This window comes from Crinalium epipsammum PCC 9333 (assembly GCF_000317495.1).
GTDB classification, from domain to species: Bacteria; Cyanobacteriota; Cyanobacteriia; order Cyanobacteriales; family PCC-9333; genus Crinalium; species Crinalium epipsammum.
In genome coordinates, this window is the sequence record NC_019753.1 from 4,646,781 (window position 1) to 4,666,672 (window position 19,892).

A 19,892-nucleotide genomic window follows, 5' to 3' on the forward strand; every position below is an offset into this window, starting at 1 on the left:
AGCGAGATTCTTGCCAGCAATGCGATCGCCGTTATATATAGCATTCAGGATTGACATCCTCCCTCCGAAGCATTCGGAGTACCGAATATAGCGGGGGATTCCAAAGATTGCTCTTTGGGCTTCCTCTTTCCACGAGTTGATTTGCTTGAAGGAATTTCTTCACTTCCTGTATTGACCAGTCTCTCCAGAGGCGTTAATTCCGACATGACCTGTCGTACTCAATGCTTTTTCTAATATGTTTCGTGCCGCGTTCCAATCCCTGTCTTGAGTGTGTCCACAATGAGCACAAACATGAGTTCTAGTGCTAAGGGTTTTTTTGACAACCTGACCACAGTTAGAGCAATTTTGGCTGGTGTAGTGGGGTGGGACTGCGACAGTTATCACGCCAAACACCTTGCCGAAATACTCAACCCACTCACGAAACAGCGACCAGGAAGCGTCACTAATTGATTTAGCTAAGCGATGATTCTTGACCATATTACGCACCTGCAAATCCTCATACGCCACAAGGTCGCTAGACCTCACCACGCACCTTGCTGTCTTTACAGCAAAATCTTTACGCTGGCGACTTACTTTGAGGTGCTTACGTGCAAGTTTATTTCTCAACTTGGCTCTATTGTTGGAACCCTTTTTAGTCTTAGACATCCGGCGTTGCAATCGCTTCAAAGACTTCTCACTCTTGCGAAGATGTCTAGGATTTGCAACTGTCTCTCCATTGCTATCGGTGTAGAAGTGGGTCAACCCCACATCAACGCCAATAGTTTTACCCGTTGGTTCTCGCCTTTCCACTCGTTCATGGTCGATACAAAACTGGGCATAATACCCATCAGCACGACGCACTACCCGCACTCGTTTAATCTGCTTCAGTTGATAGAAGTGCAGGTCACGGGTCCCCCAAAGCTTAAAGGTTCCCGCCTTAAATCCGTCAGAAAAAGTTATATATCTGCGGTCGTCAGAAAGTTGCCACCCGCTAGTTTTGTATTCTACAGAACCATGTGTAGCAAGTTTTTTAAACTGAGGATACCCCTTTTTCCCTGGCTTACTCTTTTTGCAGTTGTCAAAAAAGCGAGCAATGGCAGACCATGCCCTTTCTGCACTGGCTTGACGAGCCATCGAGTTAAGCTTTCCTGCCCAAGCAAATTCTTTGCCCAAGACAGCACAATACGCACTCAACTCATAGCGCCCCATGCCCCGATTATCCATCCAGTATCTCAGGCAGGAATTACGCACGAAAAGAGCAGTACGAATAGCTTCATCAAGCTTCTCGTACTGCTCTTTCAATCCCTCAAGTTTTGCCTCAAATACCAACATGGTTACGTTGCTTTGCTTGACGTAACTATCCTAACACAAATCCTGTCCGCAATTCATCTCACCGCCAAGCTGAGTACAGCTATGTCGGGAGATGAATTGCGGTTGATGGTAAGATGAATTGTATGTTCCGCGCCTCTGTTGTAGGGGCGGGTTGACAGAACCACTTATACTCACAGCAGTAATAATCATAAACCCGCCCCAACTCTACAAAAGATTCAATAGCAAGAGCGAACCTTGCTATATAAGTTTTTATGCGGTTAGGGATAAAGGGTAATAAATTAAACATTTTAAAAAGCGCCTTAGCACTAATGAGCCAAGACGCTGTACAACCAAGCTTAATTTAATTGGTAGTACTATCTGAAAAGTAGTTTTCTAATTGGCTCGAAACGAAACCGATGTCAAGTTAGTTGAGGTACTTTTCCAAAGTATTTGACAAGGTAGTTTTGGGGACAGCACCCACAACCATATCAACCCGTTGTCCACCTTTGAAAATCATCAGTGTAGGAATACTGCGGATACCGTACTGACTAGCAACGTTAGGATTTTCGTCTGTGTTGAGTTTGACTACCTTCACCTGACCATCGTATTGCAGGGCGATTTCCTCCACCACAGGTGCAACCATTCTGCATGGACCACACCAGGGAGCCCAAAAATCTACTAAAACGGGAATTTCACTTTCAAGTACTTCTTGCTTAAATGATGAGTCTGTAACTTGTGCGGCTGCTGACATCCCTAGAATTCCTTACATATAGTGTTTATAGTTTATAGGAAATTCTACCATAGCAAAAACAGGCATTTTCTATATATAAATGTATGTATTTAGACGTAAATTTAAACTTATATACACTATAATTTCCTATACCTCTTTTGCAGTTTCCAATAAGAAACCGCCCGAAACCAGTCCGGGCGGAGTGTGGTGTGAGGAGTGAACGGAAACTTGCGTCTCCGCTTCTTCTATTGTAAGCGACAGCTTTAGTTTTTCTAATGATTCCTAAGATAGGCTGTCATATTTTTTGAAGTAGTATTTAGGCAGTAATTCTACTTACCCATACCTAATTGCTGGGCTTTCTGGTAAACTTTTCCTTCTGTCAGCAAAGAAGGTGCAATTACTACTTCAACTTGCTGCATATCTTTGATGTTTTTCGCTCCCAATGTTCCCATGCTAGTTTTGAGCGCCCCCAGCAAGTTATGAGTGCCATCATCAAGCTGTGCTGGTCCAACAAGAATTTGCTCTAGAGTGCCAGTTGTACCTACACGAATACGAGTACCGCGAGGTAATACAGGGCTAGGAGTTGCCATTCCCCAATGAAAACCGCGTCCTGGTGCTTCCTTAGCTCTAGCAAAAGGAGAACCAATCATTACACCGTCTGCACCGCAAGCAATACACTTACAAATGTCACCACCAGTAATTAAACCACCATCAGCAATTACTGGAACATAATTGCCAGTTTCGTGATAATAGTCGTCACGAGCGGCTGCACAGTCAGCAACAGCAGTTGCTTGTGGTACACCTACACCTAATACACCACGAGATGTACAAGCTGCACCAGGTCCAATACCAACTAAAACAGCAGCAGCACCAGCTTTCATTAAGTTTAGAGCAACTTCGTAGGTGACGCAATTACCCAAAATCACAGGAATTGGCATTTCCTGGCAGAATTGAGCCAAATCGAGTGGAGTTACGGAATCCGGTGAGAGGTGAGCCGTAGAAACCACTGTTGCTTGTATAAACAGCAAATCAGCACCAGCTTTGGCAATAACTTCGCCATACTTAGCTGCTGCCACAGGTGTCGCACTAACTGCTGCAATACCACCTTGACTTTTAATTTCCTGAATCCGTTGTTCAATCAGTTCTGGCTTGATTGGCTCTGCATATAACTCTTGCATCAAGGGGACGTACTCGGAAGTGCCAACTGATGCAATCCTATCTAAGATTGGTTCTGGGTCAGCATAACGGGTTTGGATACCCTCCAAGTTGAGAACACCCATTGCTCCGAGTTGCGACAGGCGGACTGCCATTTTCACATCGACCACGCCATCCATCGCACTAGCAATAATGGGGATGTCTCTTTCAATACCACCAATACGCCAGCGAGTATCTGCCAAACTGGGGTCTAATGTCCGCTGTCCGGGGACTAATGCAATTTCATCGAATCCGTAAGCTCTGCGAGCCGTTTTACCCCGCCCAATTTGAATGTCCACTCTCGTTACCGTTTCCCAAGACTATTTAAGCTAGGGTATCAAATTGTAGCGGGTATCGGCTAAGTGGTCATTGGTTATCGGTCATTGGTCATTGTTAATTGATGTTTAATTACTCCCACGTACTAAGGAGCAAAAAAGCAAAATTATGCGAACTGATAAGATATTTTACGGTTTATTTCAGGAGTTTCCTGAGATATTTTTTGAGTTAATTGGAGAGAGAAATATAGATCCGAGTGTCTATGATTTTTCTTCAGTAGAACTAAAAGAAACGGCATTTCGGATTGATGGGGTATTAATCCCCAGGATTGAATCAGCGAGTCAACCCGTATATTTTCTAGAGCTTCAGTTTCAACCTGATCCTAGTTTCTACAGGCGGTTATTTGCGGAACTGTTTATTTATTTACAACAGAATGAAGAAGTAATCTTTTGGTGTGCTGTAGTAGTATTTCGCAAACGCAGTTTAGAACCAGATGATACAGAAGCTTATCAGTTATTATTGGAAAATCCACAGGTACAGCGCATATATCTAGATGAGTTAGGGGAAGCGGCTCAAAGTTCTGTGGGTTGGGGAATTGTGCAGTTAGTGGTAGAAGAGGAAGATACGGCTGTTGAGTGGGGAAAGCGGTTAATCTCCCAAGCGAGACAGCAATTAACTGAAGAACTAACTCAGCAGAAAATTCTAGATCTGGGTATTCTCCCACATCCCAACCACTTCCTCAGTGGAAAGCTCTAACTTTTATGGATGATGCTGATTTAGCATGGATTGGTTTGGACAGTAGCAAGCGTCCTAACCCTCAGCAACCACATTTTGTGCTGCAAAGTAGCGCTGATTTTGCCCAACGCCATCTAGAATCACAGGATTTACAACCTGCTGGACAACTTATGTTGCAACGAGCAGCTGAATCTTTGTCTCTTCCTTGGCTCAATACTCCCGAATGGATGCAAGTACATCGTTGGCGTTATGCATTTCCTAGCCGTCCTTGGCACGAAACATTTTTGTCTGCCGGAACTCCCTTACCATTAGTTTGCTGTGGTGATTGGTGTTGCGGCAATCTTGTGGAAGGTGCAATGCTTTCTGGATTAGCTGCGGCTTGTTTTGTTTTTTCCAAACTTAGAAGTGTTAATATTTTTCTTGTACACATTTTTTAATATTTGTGATTACGCTCCGCACAGTCCCTCTTGGGTAATAGCCTTTGCGTAAAAATCATCTTGACCCTGACGAGGAAACCTACGGGTTTCAATGTAGATAAGGTTTAATTTACGAACAGCCTGAAAGTTGCATAAATTAGAAACAAGCAACTTATCACATTAACTAACCATTGAAGAAAAAGTAATGGCAAGACTAAGCACAGCAGAACTCCAAGAACTAATCGATGTACATGACAGTTTCACAGGTGTTTTTAATTCACAAACAGAGTCCAGGGAGTGCGTCGAGATTCTCCAAGGACTTGGCTATGAAGTATTAGTACCTAATCTTACAACAGAAAAACTAAGTGGTGAAACTCAGAATCCAGTCATTATCGTGAATGGCGACATTTACCGCTATTCAAAACCAGCAGGGTTTTATATAGCTATTGGTGGCAAAATTGAAGAAAAGGACGAAAGAATTATCTCAACGGAAACAAAAGTTGTTCCTGCTCCTTCAAAGAGTGATGTTACAGACGTAGTTAACCAACTCAAAGAAGAAGGGTACAAAGTTTTTTCACCAACTACTCAATCAGGATCATCAGTATCAGTATCCGAGGTTGAAATCACTGGTGAAACCGAAGAAATAATATTTGATGAAAGCCTGCCTTTTGACCCGCCATTCCCTAAAATACCTTCACCTCTTAAACCTATACCTGGGCAAGAGTACTTGTGGGTTGTAGTTGGAGTAAAAGGATAAAAATTAGGGTAAAGGGAAAAGGAAAAAGGGAACAATTTTTTCAACTTTTTCCCATTTCTATAAAATTTTTGACTTTTGCAAGAGGTCTATTATAGAAACAATTTTGATGTACAAATTTGCCGATTTAAGTCGGGAGGAGTTACAAGCAATGTTGGGTTTAGATGAGTTTAAACAATCACGACTTTATCAAGATATTAAAGATGAAGGTGAGATGAAAGCTAAGTTAGAGTCAATTCCCAGATTATTAACATTGGGTTTAAGTGTGGAACAAGTGGCAATCGGATTAAATTTAACAGTGGAACAGGTAGAGTCAGCGATCGCAAATCAGTCTAACTGATGGTTAATTAGAAGATGCGATCGCATCCTCTCACCTTTAGTCATGCGGTAAGTGGTTGTAAACTAAAATTAATAAAAAACAACTTATCAGCTGAATCTCAAGTTATTGAGTCAATTGTGCGGGGGTATCAAGCGGTTTATGAAGCTTTAGAAACAGAGCGACCAGATTGGGTTCCTGAATTGTCTTTGCAGTGGGAGTGGCGACAAAACTATTAAAATTTGGCAAGTAGCCACAGGATCTGAACTTCGCACCCTCACAGGTCATTCCAACTGGGTTGGGTCAGTCGCCTTTAGTTCGGATGGGGAGTTGCTTGCCAGTGGGAGTAAAGACAACACCATCAAAATTTGGCAAGTAGCTACAGGATCTGAACTTCGCACCCTCACGGGTCATTCCGACGGCGTTTATTCAGTCGCCTTTAGTTCGGATGGGGAGTTGCTTGCCAGTGGGAGTGACGACAACACTATCAAAATTTGGCGAGCAATATAGATGGGGTTGAGGTTGATAAAACACAATACGCTGCTTTTCTCAATTGAGTAAATTAAAATCAGAAATAATTAGCCATAAGCTACTGCTAATAAATATGACTCAAACAACACAGTTTAATCAAATTCTAGAAATGATCGACCATCTTTCTCTTGATGAAAAAGAAGACTTAATCAACATTGTGCGACATCGGCAAATTGAGCAAAGAAGGGAAGAAATAGCTGCTAACATCGCCCAAGCTGATCAAGAATATCAAGAAGGCAAGGTTTTTAGAGGAACTGTTGATGAAATTATTGCAGAACTTGAAGAATGAAGAATTTAGTTATAAGCTCATCATTTAAACGAGCTTTTAAGGCGATTATCAAACGCCACCCAGACTTAAAAATAAAAATAGATAATAAACTCAAATTATTAGCAACTGATCCATACGATCCCATTTTACGAACCCATAGACTAAAAGGTAAATTGTCTGGAGCTTGGGCGTGTTCAGTAGAATATGATTGTCGTATTGTTTTTATCTTTGAGCAAAATGAAGAAACAAATGAAGAAGAGATATTATTGATTGATATCGGTACTCATGATGAAGTCTACTAAGTAAGTCAGCGAATTAAACGCTCTCCGTCAAGGCAAACAAGATAAATAGGTAAGCCTCAAATACCCCCCAGAACTCAAGTTCCGATGAACGTAGCAAAAGTCCATTAAAATAAACTGAATTTCCTTGCCAGTCTTCTTTAGAAGAGTTTCGCTATTAGCCTGGGGTTTGATTAAGAAGGTGGGCTATTGCGACAGGTGCAAGATCTCAGTAGATAGAGGAGTAGGTCGGTTAATTCTACTCACACTGGCGATCGCACGTGCTTAATAATTAGGATAGGATCAGCTTTAATATTTGCACTTTGATTCAATCTGAAACTCTAGAACTACTAGAATGGTCGCGCCTGTGCCAGCACTTAGCTACATTTGCAGCCACAAAGCTAGGTGTAGTAGCAGCACGTAATTTGGTGATTCCACCTACTCAGGCGGAAAGTCTCCAACTTTTGGCACAAACTAAGGAAATTTACGAACTAGAAAATCGCCTGACTACTGGTTTATCTTTTGAAGGTATTCAAGATATTGGCGAGTCGATCCAACGGGCGGAACTCCAGGGTATTTTATCTGGAGAGCAGTTATTAGCGATCGCCACTACTCTTGCAGGAATGCGGCGCTTGCGTCGGATGCTTGACGACCAAGAAGATATACCAGTATTAAAAGAACTGGTGGCTGATTTACGCACTTATCCAGAATTAGAACAGGAAATTCATCGTTGTATTGACGATCGCGGAGATGTCGCCGATCGCGCTAGTCCTAAACTTGGTGGTATTCGTACCCAGCTTAAGGGAATAAGAGACAGAATTTATCAAACCTTGCAGGGTATTCTACAGCGACAAAGTAATGCTGTTGGGCAACAGTTAGTTACCCAAAGAGGCGATCGCTTTGTTATTCCTGTCAAAGCAACCCATAAAGAATCAATTCCTGGCATAGTCCACGATAGTTCTAGCAGTGGCGCGACATTATTTGTCGAACCAAATGCGATCGTCTCACTGGGAAATCAACTGCGACAACATCAGCGCCAAGAACAAGTAGAAATAGAAGCTGTTCTGCGGGCTTTAACTGAGCAGGTAGCAGCAGTTAAATCAGATTTAGAGAATTTATTAGCAGTAGCAACAACTTTAGATCTAGCGACCGCTAGGGCGCGTTACAGCTTGTGGTTAGAAGCAAACCCTGCAAGATTTATTGAGCGTGAAACTGGTGAACAAATTGTTCTGCGTCAACTGCGTCATCCGCTTTTAGTATGGCAGCATCAACATGAGCAAGGTTCGGCTGTCGTACCAGTTAGTTTAGTAATTCAGCCACAAACTCGCGTGGTGACAATTACTGGACCTAACACTGGTGGTAAAACAGTGACATTGAAAACCCTAGCGTTAGCCGCACTGATGGCGAAGGTTGGTTTATTTGTACCTGCGCGGGAACCTGTAGAACTACCTTGGTTTGATTTAGTACTGGCTGATATTGGTGATGAGCAATCTTTAGAGCAAAGCTTATCGACATTTTCTGGTCATATTCGCCGAATTAGTCGAATTATTGAGGCGATTAGTAGTGAGAAAACAGAGGACAATTTAGATCATCAAATTCACCCCTCTCCCCTCTCCCCTCCCTCCTCCCTTGTCTTACTCGACGAAGTAGGAGCAGGAACCGATCCAGCCGAAGGTAGTGCATTAGCGATCGCACTACTACAATACTTAGCAGATCATTCCCTGTTAACACTTGCAAGCACTCACTACGGCGAACTTAAAGCCCTAAAATACGAGGATGAGCGGTTTGAAAATGCCTCTGTAGAATTTAACGAAGATACACTTAGCCCTACTTACCGACTGCTTTGGGGTATTCCAGGTAGATCTAATGCCTTGACAATTGCTAAACGTTTGGGTCTGAAGTCAGAAATTATTGATAATGCCCCATTGGTGACAAGTTAAGGAAAAGAGAAAATTGTCAAGGGTGGTATTTGGCTAGGTCAAAAATCGTGAGAAACTCAGTCTAGACAAGTAGTTGAGCGATTTAGACCAGCCATGACACAAAGCCGAAAAACCAATCGAGACCATGCGAAAAAGAAACAACGACCACTGGTGGAAGACGAAGTAATAGCCAAGCAATTGGAAAAATTACTGACACCAGCCATTACAAATCAAGAAAATTACTACCGAAAATTAGGACTCAGAGAACGGATACTGAATTTACCGTTGATGATGGCGGCGGTGTTGACCTTGCTGTGGCGAGATGTGGCAGGAGTCAGAGAACTAACAAGAATGTTAGCCAGAGATGGTTTTCTGTGGTGTAGTCCCACAAAAGTTAGTCAACAAGCGGTATCACAAAGATTTTTAACATTTCCATCTGAATTATTTGAAAAAGTATTTAAAGATTTATTGCCGAGTTTAAGAGCAACTTGGCATAGTAGAAATCAACGTCCATTGCCAGAAAGTATTCAATTTACCTTGTCAAAATTTGAGAAGATTTGGATAGTAGATGGGTCAACATTGGAGGCATTGTTTAGGAAGTTAAAAAGCTTAGAAGAGACTCAAAGAGGGCAATTAGCCGGAAAAATGAGTACAGTAATTGATTTAATGACTAGATTACCTGTAGAAATTTGGTTTGAAGAAAATTCTAAAGCTTCTGATATTAAACTTGAAGAAAACATTCTAAATTTAGTAACAAAAAACACCTTGCTGTTATTGGATAGAGGGTTTTATCACTTTAATTTTTGGTTTCAATTAATTGAGAAAAAAGTAGATTTTATAACGAGAATAAAAAAAGGAGCAGCAATCAAAGTAGAACAAATATTTACCGATAGTTATGAACTGAGAGATCGGAAGATACGCTTTGGTTCTGGCACAAAGAAGACTCCATTTATTACCTTGCGTTTGATTGAAGTCAGGTCAGGAAAAACCTGGCATTCTTATTTAACCAGCGTCCTAGACCCTAATATTTTACCCCCTTATGTGGTAGCAGATTTATATCGGCGGCGGTGGCGGATTGAAGATGCTTTTAACACAGTCAAGAGGCTTTTAGGTTTAAGTTATTTATGGACGGGTTCAATCAATGGAATTAAGTTACAAATTTGGGCGACCTGGTTATTTTATGCGGTTTTAGTAGATTTAGGTGATGCCGTAGCAGATGAACTTGCTCTCCCCTTCGACGAGATTTCATTAGAAATGATTTATCGCGGTCTTTATCATTTTACTATGGCTCATCAGAAAGGTAAGGCAACAGACCCCGTTAAGTATTTTGCTGATCCCGAAAATCGAGATTTAGGTATTATCAAACAGCAACGAAACCCCAATGTTAAGTTGATTGTCGCTCCTTTTCCCAATCTTCAACGAGGGTCTGACCAGTTTTTTTTCAACAATTCTCTGAAAGCCTCTTGACAAAACAGTTACAGGCTTAACTTGTCACCAATGGATAATGCCCAAGAAAAAGTTGGCGATGCCTCAGAAGAAATAAACCAAGTCATATCTGGTTTGGAAGCTCAACGCCGTAACCAAGAAACTAACGCCCAGGAATCGGCAAAACTGCTAAAACAGGCAGAACGTTTGCATCAGGAGGTAACAAAGAAAGCCTCAGCCTTGCAAGAAAGAGAACGAGAATTACGCCAGCACCAAGAAAAAATGGTACAGGAAGCAATTATCGAAGCTAAAGGTGAAATTGCTCAGGTAATTCGCAAATTGCAGCAAGGACCATTGACTGCCCAAAGAGCGCAAAGAGCAACAGGGGCATTGAATGAAATTGCGGAAAACCGCTTACCTGTAACACCGTTACCTAAACCTAAACCAGGATTTAAACCCCAAATAGGCGATCGCGTGCGGATTCCTCGCCTTGGGCAAACGGCTGAAGTTCTTAGTGAGCCTAATGATAATAGCGAATTAAACGTTCGTTTTGGGATCATGAAAATGACAGTATCTTTAGCAGATATTGAATCACTTGATGGTCAAAAACCTGATCTACCATTGAAGAAAGCAGAAGAAACAGTAAGATCCAAAAAGGAGGATACCCCACCCAAAGCGCCAGCACCAGTAATTCGCACTTCCAAAAATACCCTTGATATTCGGGGAAGTCGGGTAATGGATGCCGAGAGTCAAATTGAGCGAGCGATCGCCCAAGCTACAGACTCTGGAGTTTTATGGATTATTCACGGTAAAGGAACAGGCAAATTACGCCAAGGAGTTCACGAATTTTTGCAGCAGCACCCTCAACTTGACCATCTTGAGTTAGCTGGTGCATCTGAAGGAGGCGCAGGCGTGACTATTGCTTATCTTAAATAGAATAGAACGCAAGAAAACTTAACCAAACCGAATATAATCTGGTTTCAAGACTGGTAACGGTGAAGTTATAACTTGTCTTGTTCATTATCCTTAATTTATGTCCTCCATCGTGATGATGCCATCGCCAACTCCCCAGTGGGAGGATCTGCCTCTAGGTCACGAACCAGAGCCAGTAGAACTCGACAATATTAAGACTCAGCTAGATTTAGTTTTGCTGGCATTGGAAGCTTTAGCAAAAATTACCTCTGAGGCAATCCTCCAAGCAGCTAAAGATCTAAACTTAGAGTCAATTGTGGCAGATCGCGTGGCGCTGTGGCGGCTGCGCCAATCCAATCCTAACCGTAAAAGTTCGGGAGGGCGGAAAAAGCTAGATGTGGAAGAAGCACGAGCCTTAGTGTTAATTAGCTGCGATTTGGCTAAACAACACCAAAAATTAATTCGTCAAGCTGTTGATTTACTTGAACAGCAAGCTGAACAAAATCGCCCACCCCACCAAGCGCCATTACTAGGAGATTATCTTGATGCTTTTAGCAACACCTATCAGGATCGCATGGAAGATGGCGAAAAGGTATCAACTGATGCTCTCAGTAAGTTAGCCTTAAAACTGCTGATTGAGTTGCTGTTCTATGGTGCGCCTCATGGTCATAGGCGTTTGTGGTTAGCCCTGATCAATCGGACGCGAAACTAATAGTGGAAGGGGGAAAGAGGAAGAGAATCACCTCAACATCTTTAACTCACTTCGGAAATTCTAGAGTTAATACAGCCGCAATATAAGTCAAACTCGCTCATTGAATTAATCTCATGCAATTATTTAACTCGGTTGTAAGAAAATATACCCCTCCCACCTGCACCTTAGAAGTGAAGGCAAGAGAATCTCCACTCTCTCGCTGGGTGCCACTTAAAGTACTCAAGCAGCTAACCTTTGAGTTGTATATTGATAATCCAAGGCATCAACAAGCACCAGAGGTTAGCCTTTGGGGAGATGGCGAAGAACTCGAAATGCTTCACGAAGCCGTCAGCGAATACGTCCAAGACTTGATTGATAAATCACACAATCAGTTGGAACTTTCACTTGGGCAACCTGCTAGCCAAAGTTCTAGCGTACCCTTGCTGCCAGACGAAAAGAATAATTATCATTTAAAAGCTTTACCTTCTTCAGAAGCAAACCTGGCTCGTCGATTAGCACCAGCAGAGGAAGCAGAGTCAGAAGAAATTGAAAGCGGATATCCTCCACCATCACAGCCAAGATTGATGTTAGCTGCTAGCCCTTATTTAAAACCCAGGGGTTTATTAGCACATGATCTTGTTTTAGGTCCACTAGAAACAGATGAATCAGGACCAATTATTTCTCTAAGCGTACTGCAATTATTTGACCTAGCAACTGCTTTAGATGAATATGCTGCTGACGTTATGGTGATGCCCAGCCTCAGTAGTCAACCGCTTAGTTTGAGAAACCGACCGATATGGATTTATGCTGCCGCAGGTGGACTTGTAGCAGCAGTAGGACTAACACTTGCATTAGCTCAAATGTTTAGTCGGTCGAAGCAGCAGCCACAAATTGTGGTAATGTCACCAACTCCACAACCTACCTTGAATGAGGATGCACCACTAGCAGGTAATTCGCTACCGCCATCTTTGTCACCTACGCCACTAGCATCGCTGCCACCAGGCGCAACACCTTTGCCGCCAGCCCCAGGTGCGACAACATTAAACCCTAACTTACCCAATTCTGCTGGTATACCTGCACCATCAAATTCAGCTTCTTTACCCACATCACCAGGGCTAGGGCAACCGCCTTTAAGTAATCCCCAAATTGGTTCGAGTTCATTGCCCTTGAACCCACCCACCATTTCCCAGATTCCCACTTATAACTCATCGCCAAAGCTACCCAATTCATCTTTCCCACAGTCGAGTACTCGTAATAATACTAGACCATCTTTTTCCATACCTTCTTTTAATTCAACCCCATCTATAAAGGTAGTACCGCCGAGCAAACCAGCATCCGTTCCTAAGACGGCTTCACGTCAGCCATCACGGATTGGCACAACTGCACAACCCAAACAACGTCCGCCATTACGGATTGTGACACCTCCACAATCCATAATTGCCTCAGTTCCTCAAGTAAGGGTAGCTACACCTCCCAAAGCACCCGCCCCACCTTCTTCAAGTCAACTGAGACCTGGAAGGTCAACAGGTACAGCAGGGTTGCCTAAATTAAATCCTAGCCCTCCCGTCGCATTTAACACTGACCCATTCCCTCAAACTTTGCCCGAAGTTGCGCCCTCAATTGCTAGTAGTAGTAGTAATTTATCCCCAAATGCTGATAATTCTAGGTCTAGTGATGATAAAACCAGGATATTTGATAGCATTCCTCAAGTCGCAGAGGCAAGAAATTATTTTCAGCAGCGATGGAAACCACCCCAAGGTTTAACCCAATCTCTGCAATATAGTTTAATTGTTGGTAGCGATGGCTCAATTGAAAGGATTATTCCCTTAACAGAAGCAGCGAAAATGTACATTGACCGCACGAGCATTCCTGTGCCTGGCGGACAGTTTGTTTCTCCCCTTGATGGAAAAACTAATGCCCAAATTCGTGTTGTGCTTAATCCTGATGGTAAGGTAGAAACGCTTTTAGAGTAGCCTTGCGATGTGTAGTACACCCCCCCTAACCCTCCCCTGGTCAAGGGGAGGAGGCAAGAACAGCGCGGGTGGGGTAATTTTGAACTTCACTAACTTAAAATCTGCTGTAAGTTATAGCTGTAGCCAGATAGCTTAGGACATTTAATATTTCTGAAACTTCTGGTAACAAAAGCTTTAAAAAAGCTGTACTAGCTCTGCGCGGTGGCGTAGCCTAAGCTAATAGCTGACTGCTAACTACTATAAATTACATTCGGAACTCGTCTGTTTCTAGGTTGTAGTTAATGGGTAGTACAAGGTCAAGGTTAGCATCGGGGCTGGCTATGACATGGTAAGAGAGCAACAATTCCTCCTGGGTCTTAACTTTTTTGACAGCTTCAACCCCTGCTGCTACTGAAATTTGTACTTCAGAAACAACTCCTCGAACAATCATGGTATAGCGGGCGCTACTAACTTTTTCATAACCGACCAAAGTAACGCGGGCGGCTTTAACCATTGCATCCGCAACTGCTAATGCAGGGGGAAGACCTTTAACTTCAACCATTCCGACCGCTGCTGGCATTATTACTCTCCTGAATTAATCGAACAAACGGGTGCAATTCATTGTATGCAGGTTAACTCACAGTTTGGACGTGAATTATTCTGAGTTTAAGTTTTTATAGCAATTAGAGGCACTTTAGTTATAATTGCCAGAAAAATGTCTTTGGTTAGACTAGCCAACCTGTTTCGTCTCTATCGTGCCGTTGTTTACGAGCTTGAGCAGATTTTTGTAATTCTTTTTCAGCTTGTAGATTACACCACAATCGTAAACCTTCTGCGATCGCTATTGTGCGATCGCTTGTCCATTGGTCTACTTGCTCTAAAAGTTCGATATCTATAGAAACAGTAATCTGTTGTTGGTCGGGAGACGTAGACATGGGTAATCTCAAATCGGTTAATTCCCCGTTGTTATGGCAGATACGGAGATCAAGTAAATATGCTTTAGTTGAACACAGCACCGTTAACTTGGAGATATTGGCGTTGCTTATCTGTTAATCCAATCCCTGTTCCAAATTGACACTGCTTTACAAAAGCACCATACCAAATTGTCTCATTTAAAGTCGCACCTCTAAGATCTGCATCGGTGATATCTGCTTTAGTAAAATTAGCAAATATTAGATCTGCATTTACTAAACTGCTTCCCCTTAAATTTGCTTCTGATAAATCACCACGAATAAAATTGACTTCATCCAAAACTAAACCAGATAAATCAGCACCTCTAAGGTTAGGAAATTTCACTCTATTAGGTTCTCGAAAAAAGCGCATTACACAATTTATATTTGCCTCGTTCAAAGGCATTTGCGTTAAAAAATCGGCATAACGTGCTAGACCAATTTGTTTTAATAAAAATAACCTCTGCTCGGGGGTTTGTTCTAGAAAATGAATGCAGTTGTAATAGAGTTCTTCACTTAAAGAGTTCAACATTATGACTACATTTGAGTTTTATTGATTGACAATTTTGACTTTATCGGCTGCTTTTTTGGCTTTTTCACGCGCCTCTGCAATATCACTACCTTTTGCTAAAGCTACGCCCATTCTCCTAAAAGGACGTGAATCAGGTTTTCCAAATAGCCTTAAATCTATATTTGGCTCTGATAAAGCTTCGGCTACCCCTTCATAAGCAATGGAATCAGAATTTTCAGTAGCTAAGATTACTGCACTAGCTGACGCGCCAAGCTGCTCTATATTTGGAATAGGTAATCCTAGTACTGCTCTTAAGTGCAATTCAAATTCATTCAAATTTTGAGAAATTATTGTTACCATCCCCGTATCATGGGGACGAGGGGAAAGCTCGGAAAAAATTACTTCATTTTTAGTAATAAAAAACTCAACCCCAAATATTCCCGCTCCACCTAAAGCATCAGTTACTTTTTTAGCTATAGATTGAGCTTCTATTACTTGTGAGTTGGAAATTTCTGCTGGTTGCCATGATTCTTGATAGTCGCCTCTTTCTTGACGATGACCAATTGGTGAGCAGAAGATTGTAGGGGCATTCCATTGTTTAATCGTGAGTAAAGTAATTTCTATATCAAAATTAATAAATTCTTCAACTATTATTTTTTGGGTATCACCTCTGGAACCTTCTATAGCATAATTCCAAGCTTTTTCAACTTCATCTGCATGATTAACTAAAGATTGACCTTTACCAGAAGATGACATTACGGGTTTTACAACATTCGGGAAACCAATTGCTTGAGAAACCTTAATCATCTCGTCTAATGTTGTCGCGTAGGCATATTTAGCGGTTCTAATACCTAACTCTTGGTGAGCAAGTTCTCGAATGCGATCGCGATTCATTGTATAATCTGTTGCCTTAGCAGTTGGAATTACTGTAATGCCTCGTTGCTCAAATTCCATCAGCTTTTCAGTTCTGATCGCTTCAATTTCTGGAATAATATAATTAGGTTGATGCTTTAATACGATTCTTTCTAAATCATCCCCACTCAGCATCGAAATTACTTCACAACAATCTGCGACTTGCATTGCTGGAGCATTAGCATAACGGTCAACAGCAATTACATAATTGCCTAACCGTTTAGCTGCAATTACAACTTCTTTACCTAGTTCTCCTGAACCAAGCAGCATCAATTTTTGTGGTAACTTCATATATAATTCCTTGATTTTAGTTTCATCTCAATAATTTTATACGTTGTTTGCACTGCTTTACAGATCAAAGCAAGCTTAGGAGTTTTTTATTGATTAGACGAATTGCCAAAATCAATTTTTGGCGTTGCAGATGTGAGCAGATGGACGCAGATGGCGCAGATGTAATACAAGATTTTATTGACTGATGCAAGAGGTTTATTAATTTGAAGATTTTGCTATTTAAATTTGTAAATTACTAAAATTTATGAATGAAGGCGATGCTTTCTTTCTTAGGGTACAAGCTAAGGCTTACTACTCATGCCAAAATTATAAATTATGAATACTGCTGAACGTCTCAAAAATCTTAACCACATCCGCAAACTCAGCCGTTTGATGGATACTGCTATCCGCATTCCTGGGATAGGCTTTCGCATTGGCTTAGACCCAATTATTGGTTTAATCCCTGGCGCGGGAGATATAGTAAGTACAGGACTTTCTGGCTACATTATATTTTTAGCTGCTCGCTTTGGCTTACCGCGTGAAATCTTAACTAAAATGATTTTGAATGTTGGTCTAGAAACAGTAGTTGGAACAGTGCCTTTAGTCGGAGATTTATTTGATGCTTATTATAAATCTAATATCCGTAATTTAGCACTTTTGGAAGAACATCTCCAAGGCGCAGAGCCAGAATTAAGAGAAGTTAATTCTGTTAAAGTTTGATAGCCATAGCACTTATAGTTTATATAAAAATCCCGTCACATCTAAGCGACGGGATTTTTATACAAATGCGAAAAATGAGTGCGACAATTATTTGATGTAGAGACGTACAATTGTAAATCTCTACATATTGCTATTTCTCAATTTTGACGGAGAGAATTTTGTCATCTTTGCGGATAGCATTAACAACATTCATGTCTTCAGTTTTGCCAAAAACTGTATGCACTCCATCTAAATGACTTTGAGGAGAGTGGCAAATAAAAAATTGACTGCCGCCTGTATCTTTACCTGCGTGAGCCATTGACAAACTACCTGCAAGATGCTTATTCTTGTTGATTTCACATTTGATTTTGTAACCAGGTCCACCTGTTCCTGTACCTTGAGGACAGCCACCTTGAACCATAAAGTTAGAGATGACTCGGTGGAAGGTTAAACCGTCGTAGAACCCTTTCTCAGATAGGTCTACAAAGTTTTTGACGGTGTTAGGCGCATCCTGGTCAAATAGTTCCAGGTTAATTGTGCCTTTTTCGGTTTCCATGATAGCGCGAGTCATGATTTCTGCCTTTTTGAAGATGATTAACAGTTTTGTAGTTGGCTATATGTAACAGCCGAAATCTACTCAGTATGCAAACAGCAATATCTTAACTTTATCTAAATTTTGCAGATCAGAGCATAAAATCTAATTTGTAAAAGTTCACGACTCCACTTCAGCTAATTCTATCCAACGCTCTGTTGCTGTATCAATAGCTTTATTTAAAGATTCTAAGCGTTCAGAGAGTTTTTGCACTTCGCTGTAACCGCCTGGAGGGGAGTTATAGAGAGTTTTCTCTAATTTGGCTTTTTCGGATTCTAACTGAGCAATCTTACCTTCTAATTGCTCAAATTCGCGCTTTTCCCAAGAAGAAAGATTACGTTTTTTGCTGTTGTTTTGTGGTTTTGCTTCTGTTTGCTCAATTTGGGGTTGAGTTTGTTTTTGTTTATCCTTAGAATTGGCTAGTTGGGATGCTTCTGCGGCTTCAACTTGTTTGTAGTCTAAGTAGACGGAATAGTTACCAGGATATTGACGTAAATTTCCCCCGTCTTCTAAAGCAAATATTCTGTCTACTGTACGATCTAGGAAGTAGCGATCGTGAGAAACTGCTATTACACAACCGTTAAAATCTTCTAAATAATCTTCCAATACTGCTAAAGTTTGAACGTCTAGATCGTTAGTTGGTTCATCTAGGATAATGACATTGGGGGCGCTCATCAGCATACGCAGTAGAAATAAACGCCGTTTTTCACCGCCTGATAGCTTGGAAATAGGTGCATATTGCTGGTTTCCAGGGAACAAAAAAAGCTCTAACATTTGGGAAGCACTTATTTGAGTTCCATCAGCAATTTTGACGTATTCTCCTATTTCTTTGATGTAGTCAATTACTCGCTGATTTTCGTTTAAGGCTGTTAATAATTCTTCGGAATGTTGATCAAAGTAACCTATCTCAATTGTTGTGCCAATTTCTACACTACCTGTATCGGGTTGAATTCGGGCAGTGATGATATCCATTAAGGTTGATTTACCTGCACCATTTCCACCAATAATACCGATGCGATCTTCAGGACTAAATTCGTAGGTAAAATCTTTAATTAAGGTGCGTCCATTGTATGCTTTAGAGATATTTTTTAACTCAATAACTTTTTTACCAATTCGGCGACCAGGAGTAGATATATCTACTTTGCCTTGAACTTGTTTAAATTCTTGGTCTTGCATAGCATGAACGCGATCAATCCGCGCTTTTTGTTTTGTACTACGCGCTTTTGGTCCTCGCTTGAGCCATTCTAGTTCCCGTCTTAAGACACCTTGATGTTTGCGCTGACTGCTAACAGCCGATTCTTCTGCTAAGGCTTTTTTCTCTAGATAGTAAGAATAGTTGCCACTGTAACTGTAGAGGTCGCCTCGATCAATTTCGATGATACGATTCGTGACGCGGTCTAGAAAGTAGCGATCGTGGGTGATTAATAAAATTGCGCCTCGAAAGCGATTGAGGTAGGTTTGTAACCACTCAACTGAAAGTGCATCCAGATGGTTTGTAGGTTCGTCCATCAGCAGTACTTCTGGTTCTGATAGTAAGGCTGCTGCTAAGGCTATACGCTTGCGATATCCACCGGATAAATCACCGATGCGGGCGTTGAAGTCTTCAATTCCGAGTTTGGTTAGGATGATTTTGGCTTTGGTTTCTAGTTCCCAAGCGCCTGTAGAATCCATCCGTTGCATAACGGTGGAGAGGCGAGACATGAGTTGACTAGAATCGCTTTCCTGGGCGTGGGCAAGTTGATCTGAGAGTTGTTCATATTCACGTACTAAAGTCATTTGTTCGCCACTGTCGGCGAATACTTGTTCTAGGACAGTGTGATTGTCATCGAGGTCTGGCTGTTGGGGTAGGTAGACTATTCTGGCTCCAGAGTTGACTAATATTTGACCATCATCAATCGGTTCTAAACCTGCAATCATTTTTAACAGGGTTGATTTGCCGGAACCGTTGGTGCCAATTAGTCCGACTTTATCTGTGGGATCTAGGCTGAAACTGGCATCTTTGAGGATTTCTTTGATACCAAAATCTTTTTTGACTGATTGCAGGGTGAAAATACTCATGCAGGAAAATTATTAGGGTGCGATCGCATAGCGACGACAACAGGAGTATCGTCACTGTAAACTTGTGAATTATAAGTTAACTGCTCAAACATTCAGGGATATTTTCATCGCACTGTTGGCAGCCACCTTAATATATTTTAAAACTTAAGCTTTCAGAGCGCGATCGCACAACAAAACCCCTATACACCTGCCCCCCATCTTTGCTAGTTGACC

General features: G+C 41.6%; 18 protein-coding genes and 5 pseudogenes. 14 read left to right on the forward strand and 9 right to left on the reverse strand.

All coding sequences use genetic code 11. From position 1 onward, the window contains the following. Positions 1-44: 44 nt before the first annotated feature. The 3 genes and pseudogenes from CRI9333_RS20150 to CRI9333_RS20160 form a co-directional block, all read right to left on the reverse strand. Positions 45-1,311: pseudogene (locus CRI9333_RS20150) on the reverse strand (RNA-guided endonuclease InsQ/TnpB family protein). A 403-nt stretch (positions 1,312-1,714) separates the two neighbouring features. Then, positions 1,715-2,041, reverse strand: a complete 327-nt coding sequence (trxA, locus tag CRI9333_RS20155) for a thioredoxin (RefSeq protein WP_015205009.1) — start codon at positions 2,039-2,041, stop codon at positions 1,715-1,717. Positions 2,042-2,349: 308 nt separating this feature from the next. Beyond that, the gene (locus CRI9333_RS20160; protein WP_015205010.1) at positions 2,350-3,513 is read right to left on the reverse strand and encodes a GuaB3 family IMP dehydrogenase-related protein; all 1,164 of its coding nucleotides are present in this window, start codon (positions 3,511-3,513) and stop codon (positions 2,350-2,352) included. Positions 3,514-3,658: 145 nt separating this feature from the next. Between CRI9333_RS20160 and CRI9333_RS20165 the strand changes: the two genes are divergently transcribed. From CRI9333_RS20165 to CRI9333_RS20220, 13 genes and pseudogenes are all read left to right on the forward strand, one after another. Continuing rightward, positions 3,659-4,246, forward strand: coding sequence for an Rpn family recombination-promoting nuclease/putative transposase (locus CRI9333_RS20165; RefSeq protein WP_051035415.1), 588 nt, complete (start codon positions 3,659-3,661; stop codon positions 4,244-4,246). Then, positions 4,198-4,662 (forward strand): annotated as a pseudogene (locus tag CRI9333_RS20170) (NAD(P)/FAD-dependent oxidoreductase); the annotation flags it as partial. The gene CRI9333_RS20165 and the pseudogene CRI9333_RS20170, both read left to right, overlap by 49 nt. Positions 4,663-4,846: 184 nt before the next feature. Next, a complete protein-coding gene (locus tag CRI9333_RS20175; protein ID WP_015205011.1) occupies positions 4,847-5,398 on the forward strand; it encodes a hypothetical protein in 552 nt (183 codons plus the stop codon). Between the two features lie 106 nt (positions 5,399-5,504). Continuing rightward, positions 5,505-5,735, forward strand: coding sequence for a hypothetical protein (locus tag CRI9333_RS20180; RefSeq protein WP_232229360.1), 231 nt, complete (start codon positions 5,505-5,507; stop codon positions 5,733-5,735). A 14-nt stretch (positions 5,736-5,749) separates the two neighbouring features. Further along, the gene (locus tag CRI9333_RS20185; protein ID WP_015205012.1) at positions 5,750-5,950 is read left to right on the forward strand and encodes a hypothetical protein; all 201 of its coding nucleotides are present in this window, start codon (positions 5,750-5,752) and stop codon (positions 5,948-5,950) included. Next, positions 5,919-6,221 (forward strand): annotated as a pseudogene (locus CRI9333_RS25910) (WD40 repeat domain-containing protein); the annotation flags it as partial. The gene CRI9333_RS20185 and the pseudogene CRI9333_RS25910, both read left to right, overlap by 32 nt. A gap of 94 nt (positions 6,222-6,315) precedes the next feature. Then, complete coding sequence (locus CRI9333_RS20190; protein WP_015205013.1) at positions 6,316-6,531, forward strand: hypothetical protein; 216 nt, start codon at positions 6,316-6,318, stop codon at positions 6,529-6,531. Further along, the gene (locus tag CRI9333_RS20195) at positions 6,528-6,812 is read left to right on the forward strand and encodes a type II toxin-antitoxin system RelE/ParE family toxin (protein ID WP_015205014.1); all 285 of its coding nucleotides are present in this window, start codon (positions 6,528-6,530) and stop codon (positions 6,810-6,812) included. The genes CRI9333_RS20190 and CRI9333_RS20195 overlap by 4 nt, the downstream gene beginning before the upstream one ends. A gap of 299 nt (positions 6,813-7,111) precedes the next feature. Next, positions 7,112-8,710, forward strand: a pseudogene (locus CRI9333_RS20200) (endonuclease MutS2); the annotation flags it as partial. A gap of 165 nt (positions 8,711-8,875) precedes the next feature. Further along, positions 8,876-10,174: an IS4 family transposase gene (locus tag CRI9333_RS20205; protein ID WP_083890046.1), complete on the forward strand. Its 1,299-nt coding sequence runs from the start codon at positions 8,876-8,878 to the stop codon at positions 10,172-10,174. Positions 10,175-10,189: 15 nt separating this feature from the next. Then, positions 10,190-11,068: pseudogene (locus tag CRI9333_RS20210) on the forward strand (Smr/MutS family protein); the annotation flags it as partial. A gap of 97 nt (positions 11,069-11,165) precedes the next feature. Then, positions 11,166-11,756: a DUF3038 domain-containing protein gene (locus CRI9333_RS20215; protein WP_041226137.1), complete on the forward strand. Its 591-nt coding sequence runs from the start codon at positions 11,166-11,168 to the stop codon at positions 11,754-11,756. A gap of 113 nt (positions 11,757-11,869) precedes the next feature. After that, a complete protein-coding gene (locus CRI9333_RS20220) occupies positions 11,870-13,708 on the forward strand; it encodes a DUF4335 domain-containing protein (RefSeq protein ID WP_015205016.1) in 1,839 nt (612 codons plus the stop codon). A 244-nt stretch (positions 13,709-13,952) separates the two neighbouring features. Here the strand turns inward: CRI9333_RS20220 and CRI9333_RS20225 are convergent, their stop codons facing one another. The 4 genes from CRI9333_RS20225 to purT form a co-directional block, all read right to left on the reverse strand. Further along, the gene (locus CRI9333_RS20225) at positions 13,953-14,267 is read right to left on the reverse strand and encodes a carbon dioxide-concentrating mechanism protein CcmK (RefSeq protein ID WP_015205017.1); all 315 of its coding nucleotides are present in this window, start codon (positions 14,265-14,267) and stop codon (positions 13,953-13,955) included. A 145-nt stretch (positions 14,268-14,412) separates the two neighbouring features. Next, positions 14,413-14,622, reverse strand: coding sequence for a hypothetical protein (locus CRI9333_RS20230; RefSeq protein ID WP_015205018.1), 210 nt, complete (start codon positions 14,620-14,622; stop codon positions 14,413-14,415). A gap of 64 nt (positions 14,623-14,686) precedes the next feature. Continuing rightward, on the reverse strand, positions 14,687-15,169 hold the full coding sequence (locus tag CRI9333_RS20235) for a pentapeptide repeat-containing protein (protein ID WP_015205019.1): 483 nt from the start codon (positions 15,167-15,169) through the stop codon (positions 14,687-14,689). 18 nt (positions 15,170-15,187) lie between these two features. Continuing rightward, a complete protein-coding gene (purT, locus tag CRI9333_RS20240) occupies positions 15,188-16,351 on the reverse strand; it encodes a formate-dependent phosphoribosylglycinamide formyltransferase (protein WP_015205020.1) in 1,164 nt (387 codons plus the stop codon). Between the two features lie 315 nt (positions 16,352-16,666). Here purT and CRI9333_RS20245 point away from each other — a divergent pair, with 315 nt between their 5' ends. Further along, the gene (locus CRI9333_RS20245; protein ID WP_015205021.1) at positions 16,667-17,050 is read left to right on the forward strand and encodes a DUF4112 domain-containing protein; all 384 of its coding nucleotides are present in this window, start codon (positions 16,667-16,669) and stop codon (positions 17,048-17,050) included. 130 nt (positions 17,051-17,180) lie between these two features. Here CRI9333_RS20245 and CRI9333_RS20250 read toward each other — a convergent pair whose 3' ends face one another. Continuing rightward, on the reverse strand, positions 17,181-17,600 hold the full coding sequence (locus tag CRI9333_RS20250) for a peptidylprolyl isomerase (protein ID WP_015205022.1): 420 nt from the start codon (positions 17,598-17,600) through the stop codon (positions 17,181-17,183). Positions 17,601-17,741: 141 nt separating this feature from the next. Continuing rightward, entirely contained in the window at positions 17,742-19,679 is a 1,938-nt protein-coding gene (locus tag CRI9333_RS20255) for an ABC-F family ATP-binding cassette domain-containing protein (protein ID WP_015205023.1), read from the reverse strand. Positions 19,680-19,892: the final 213 nt, after the last annotated feature.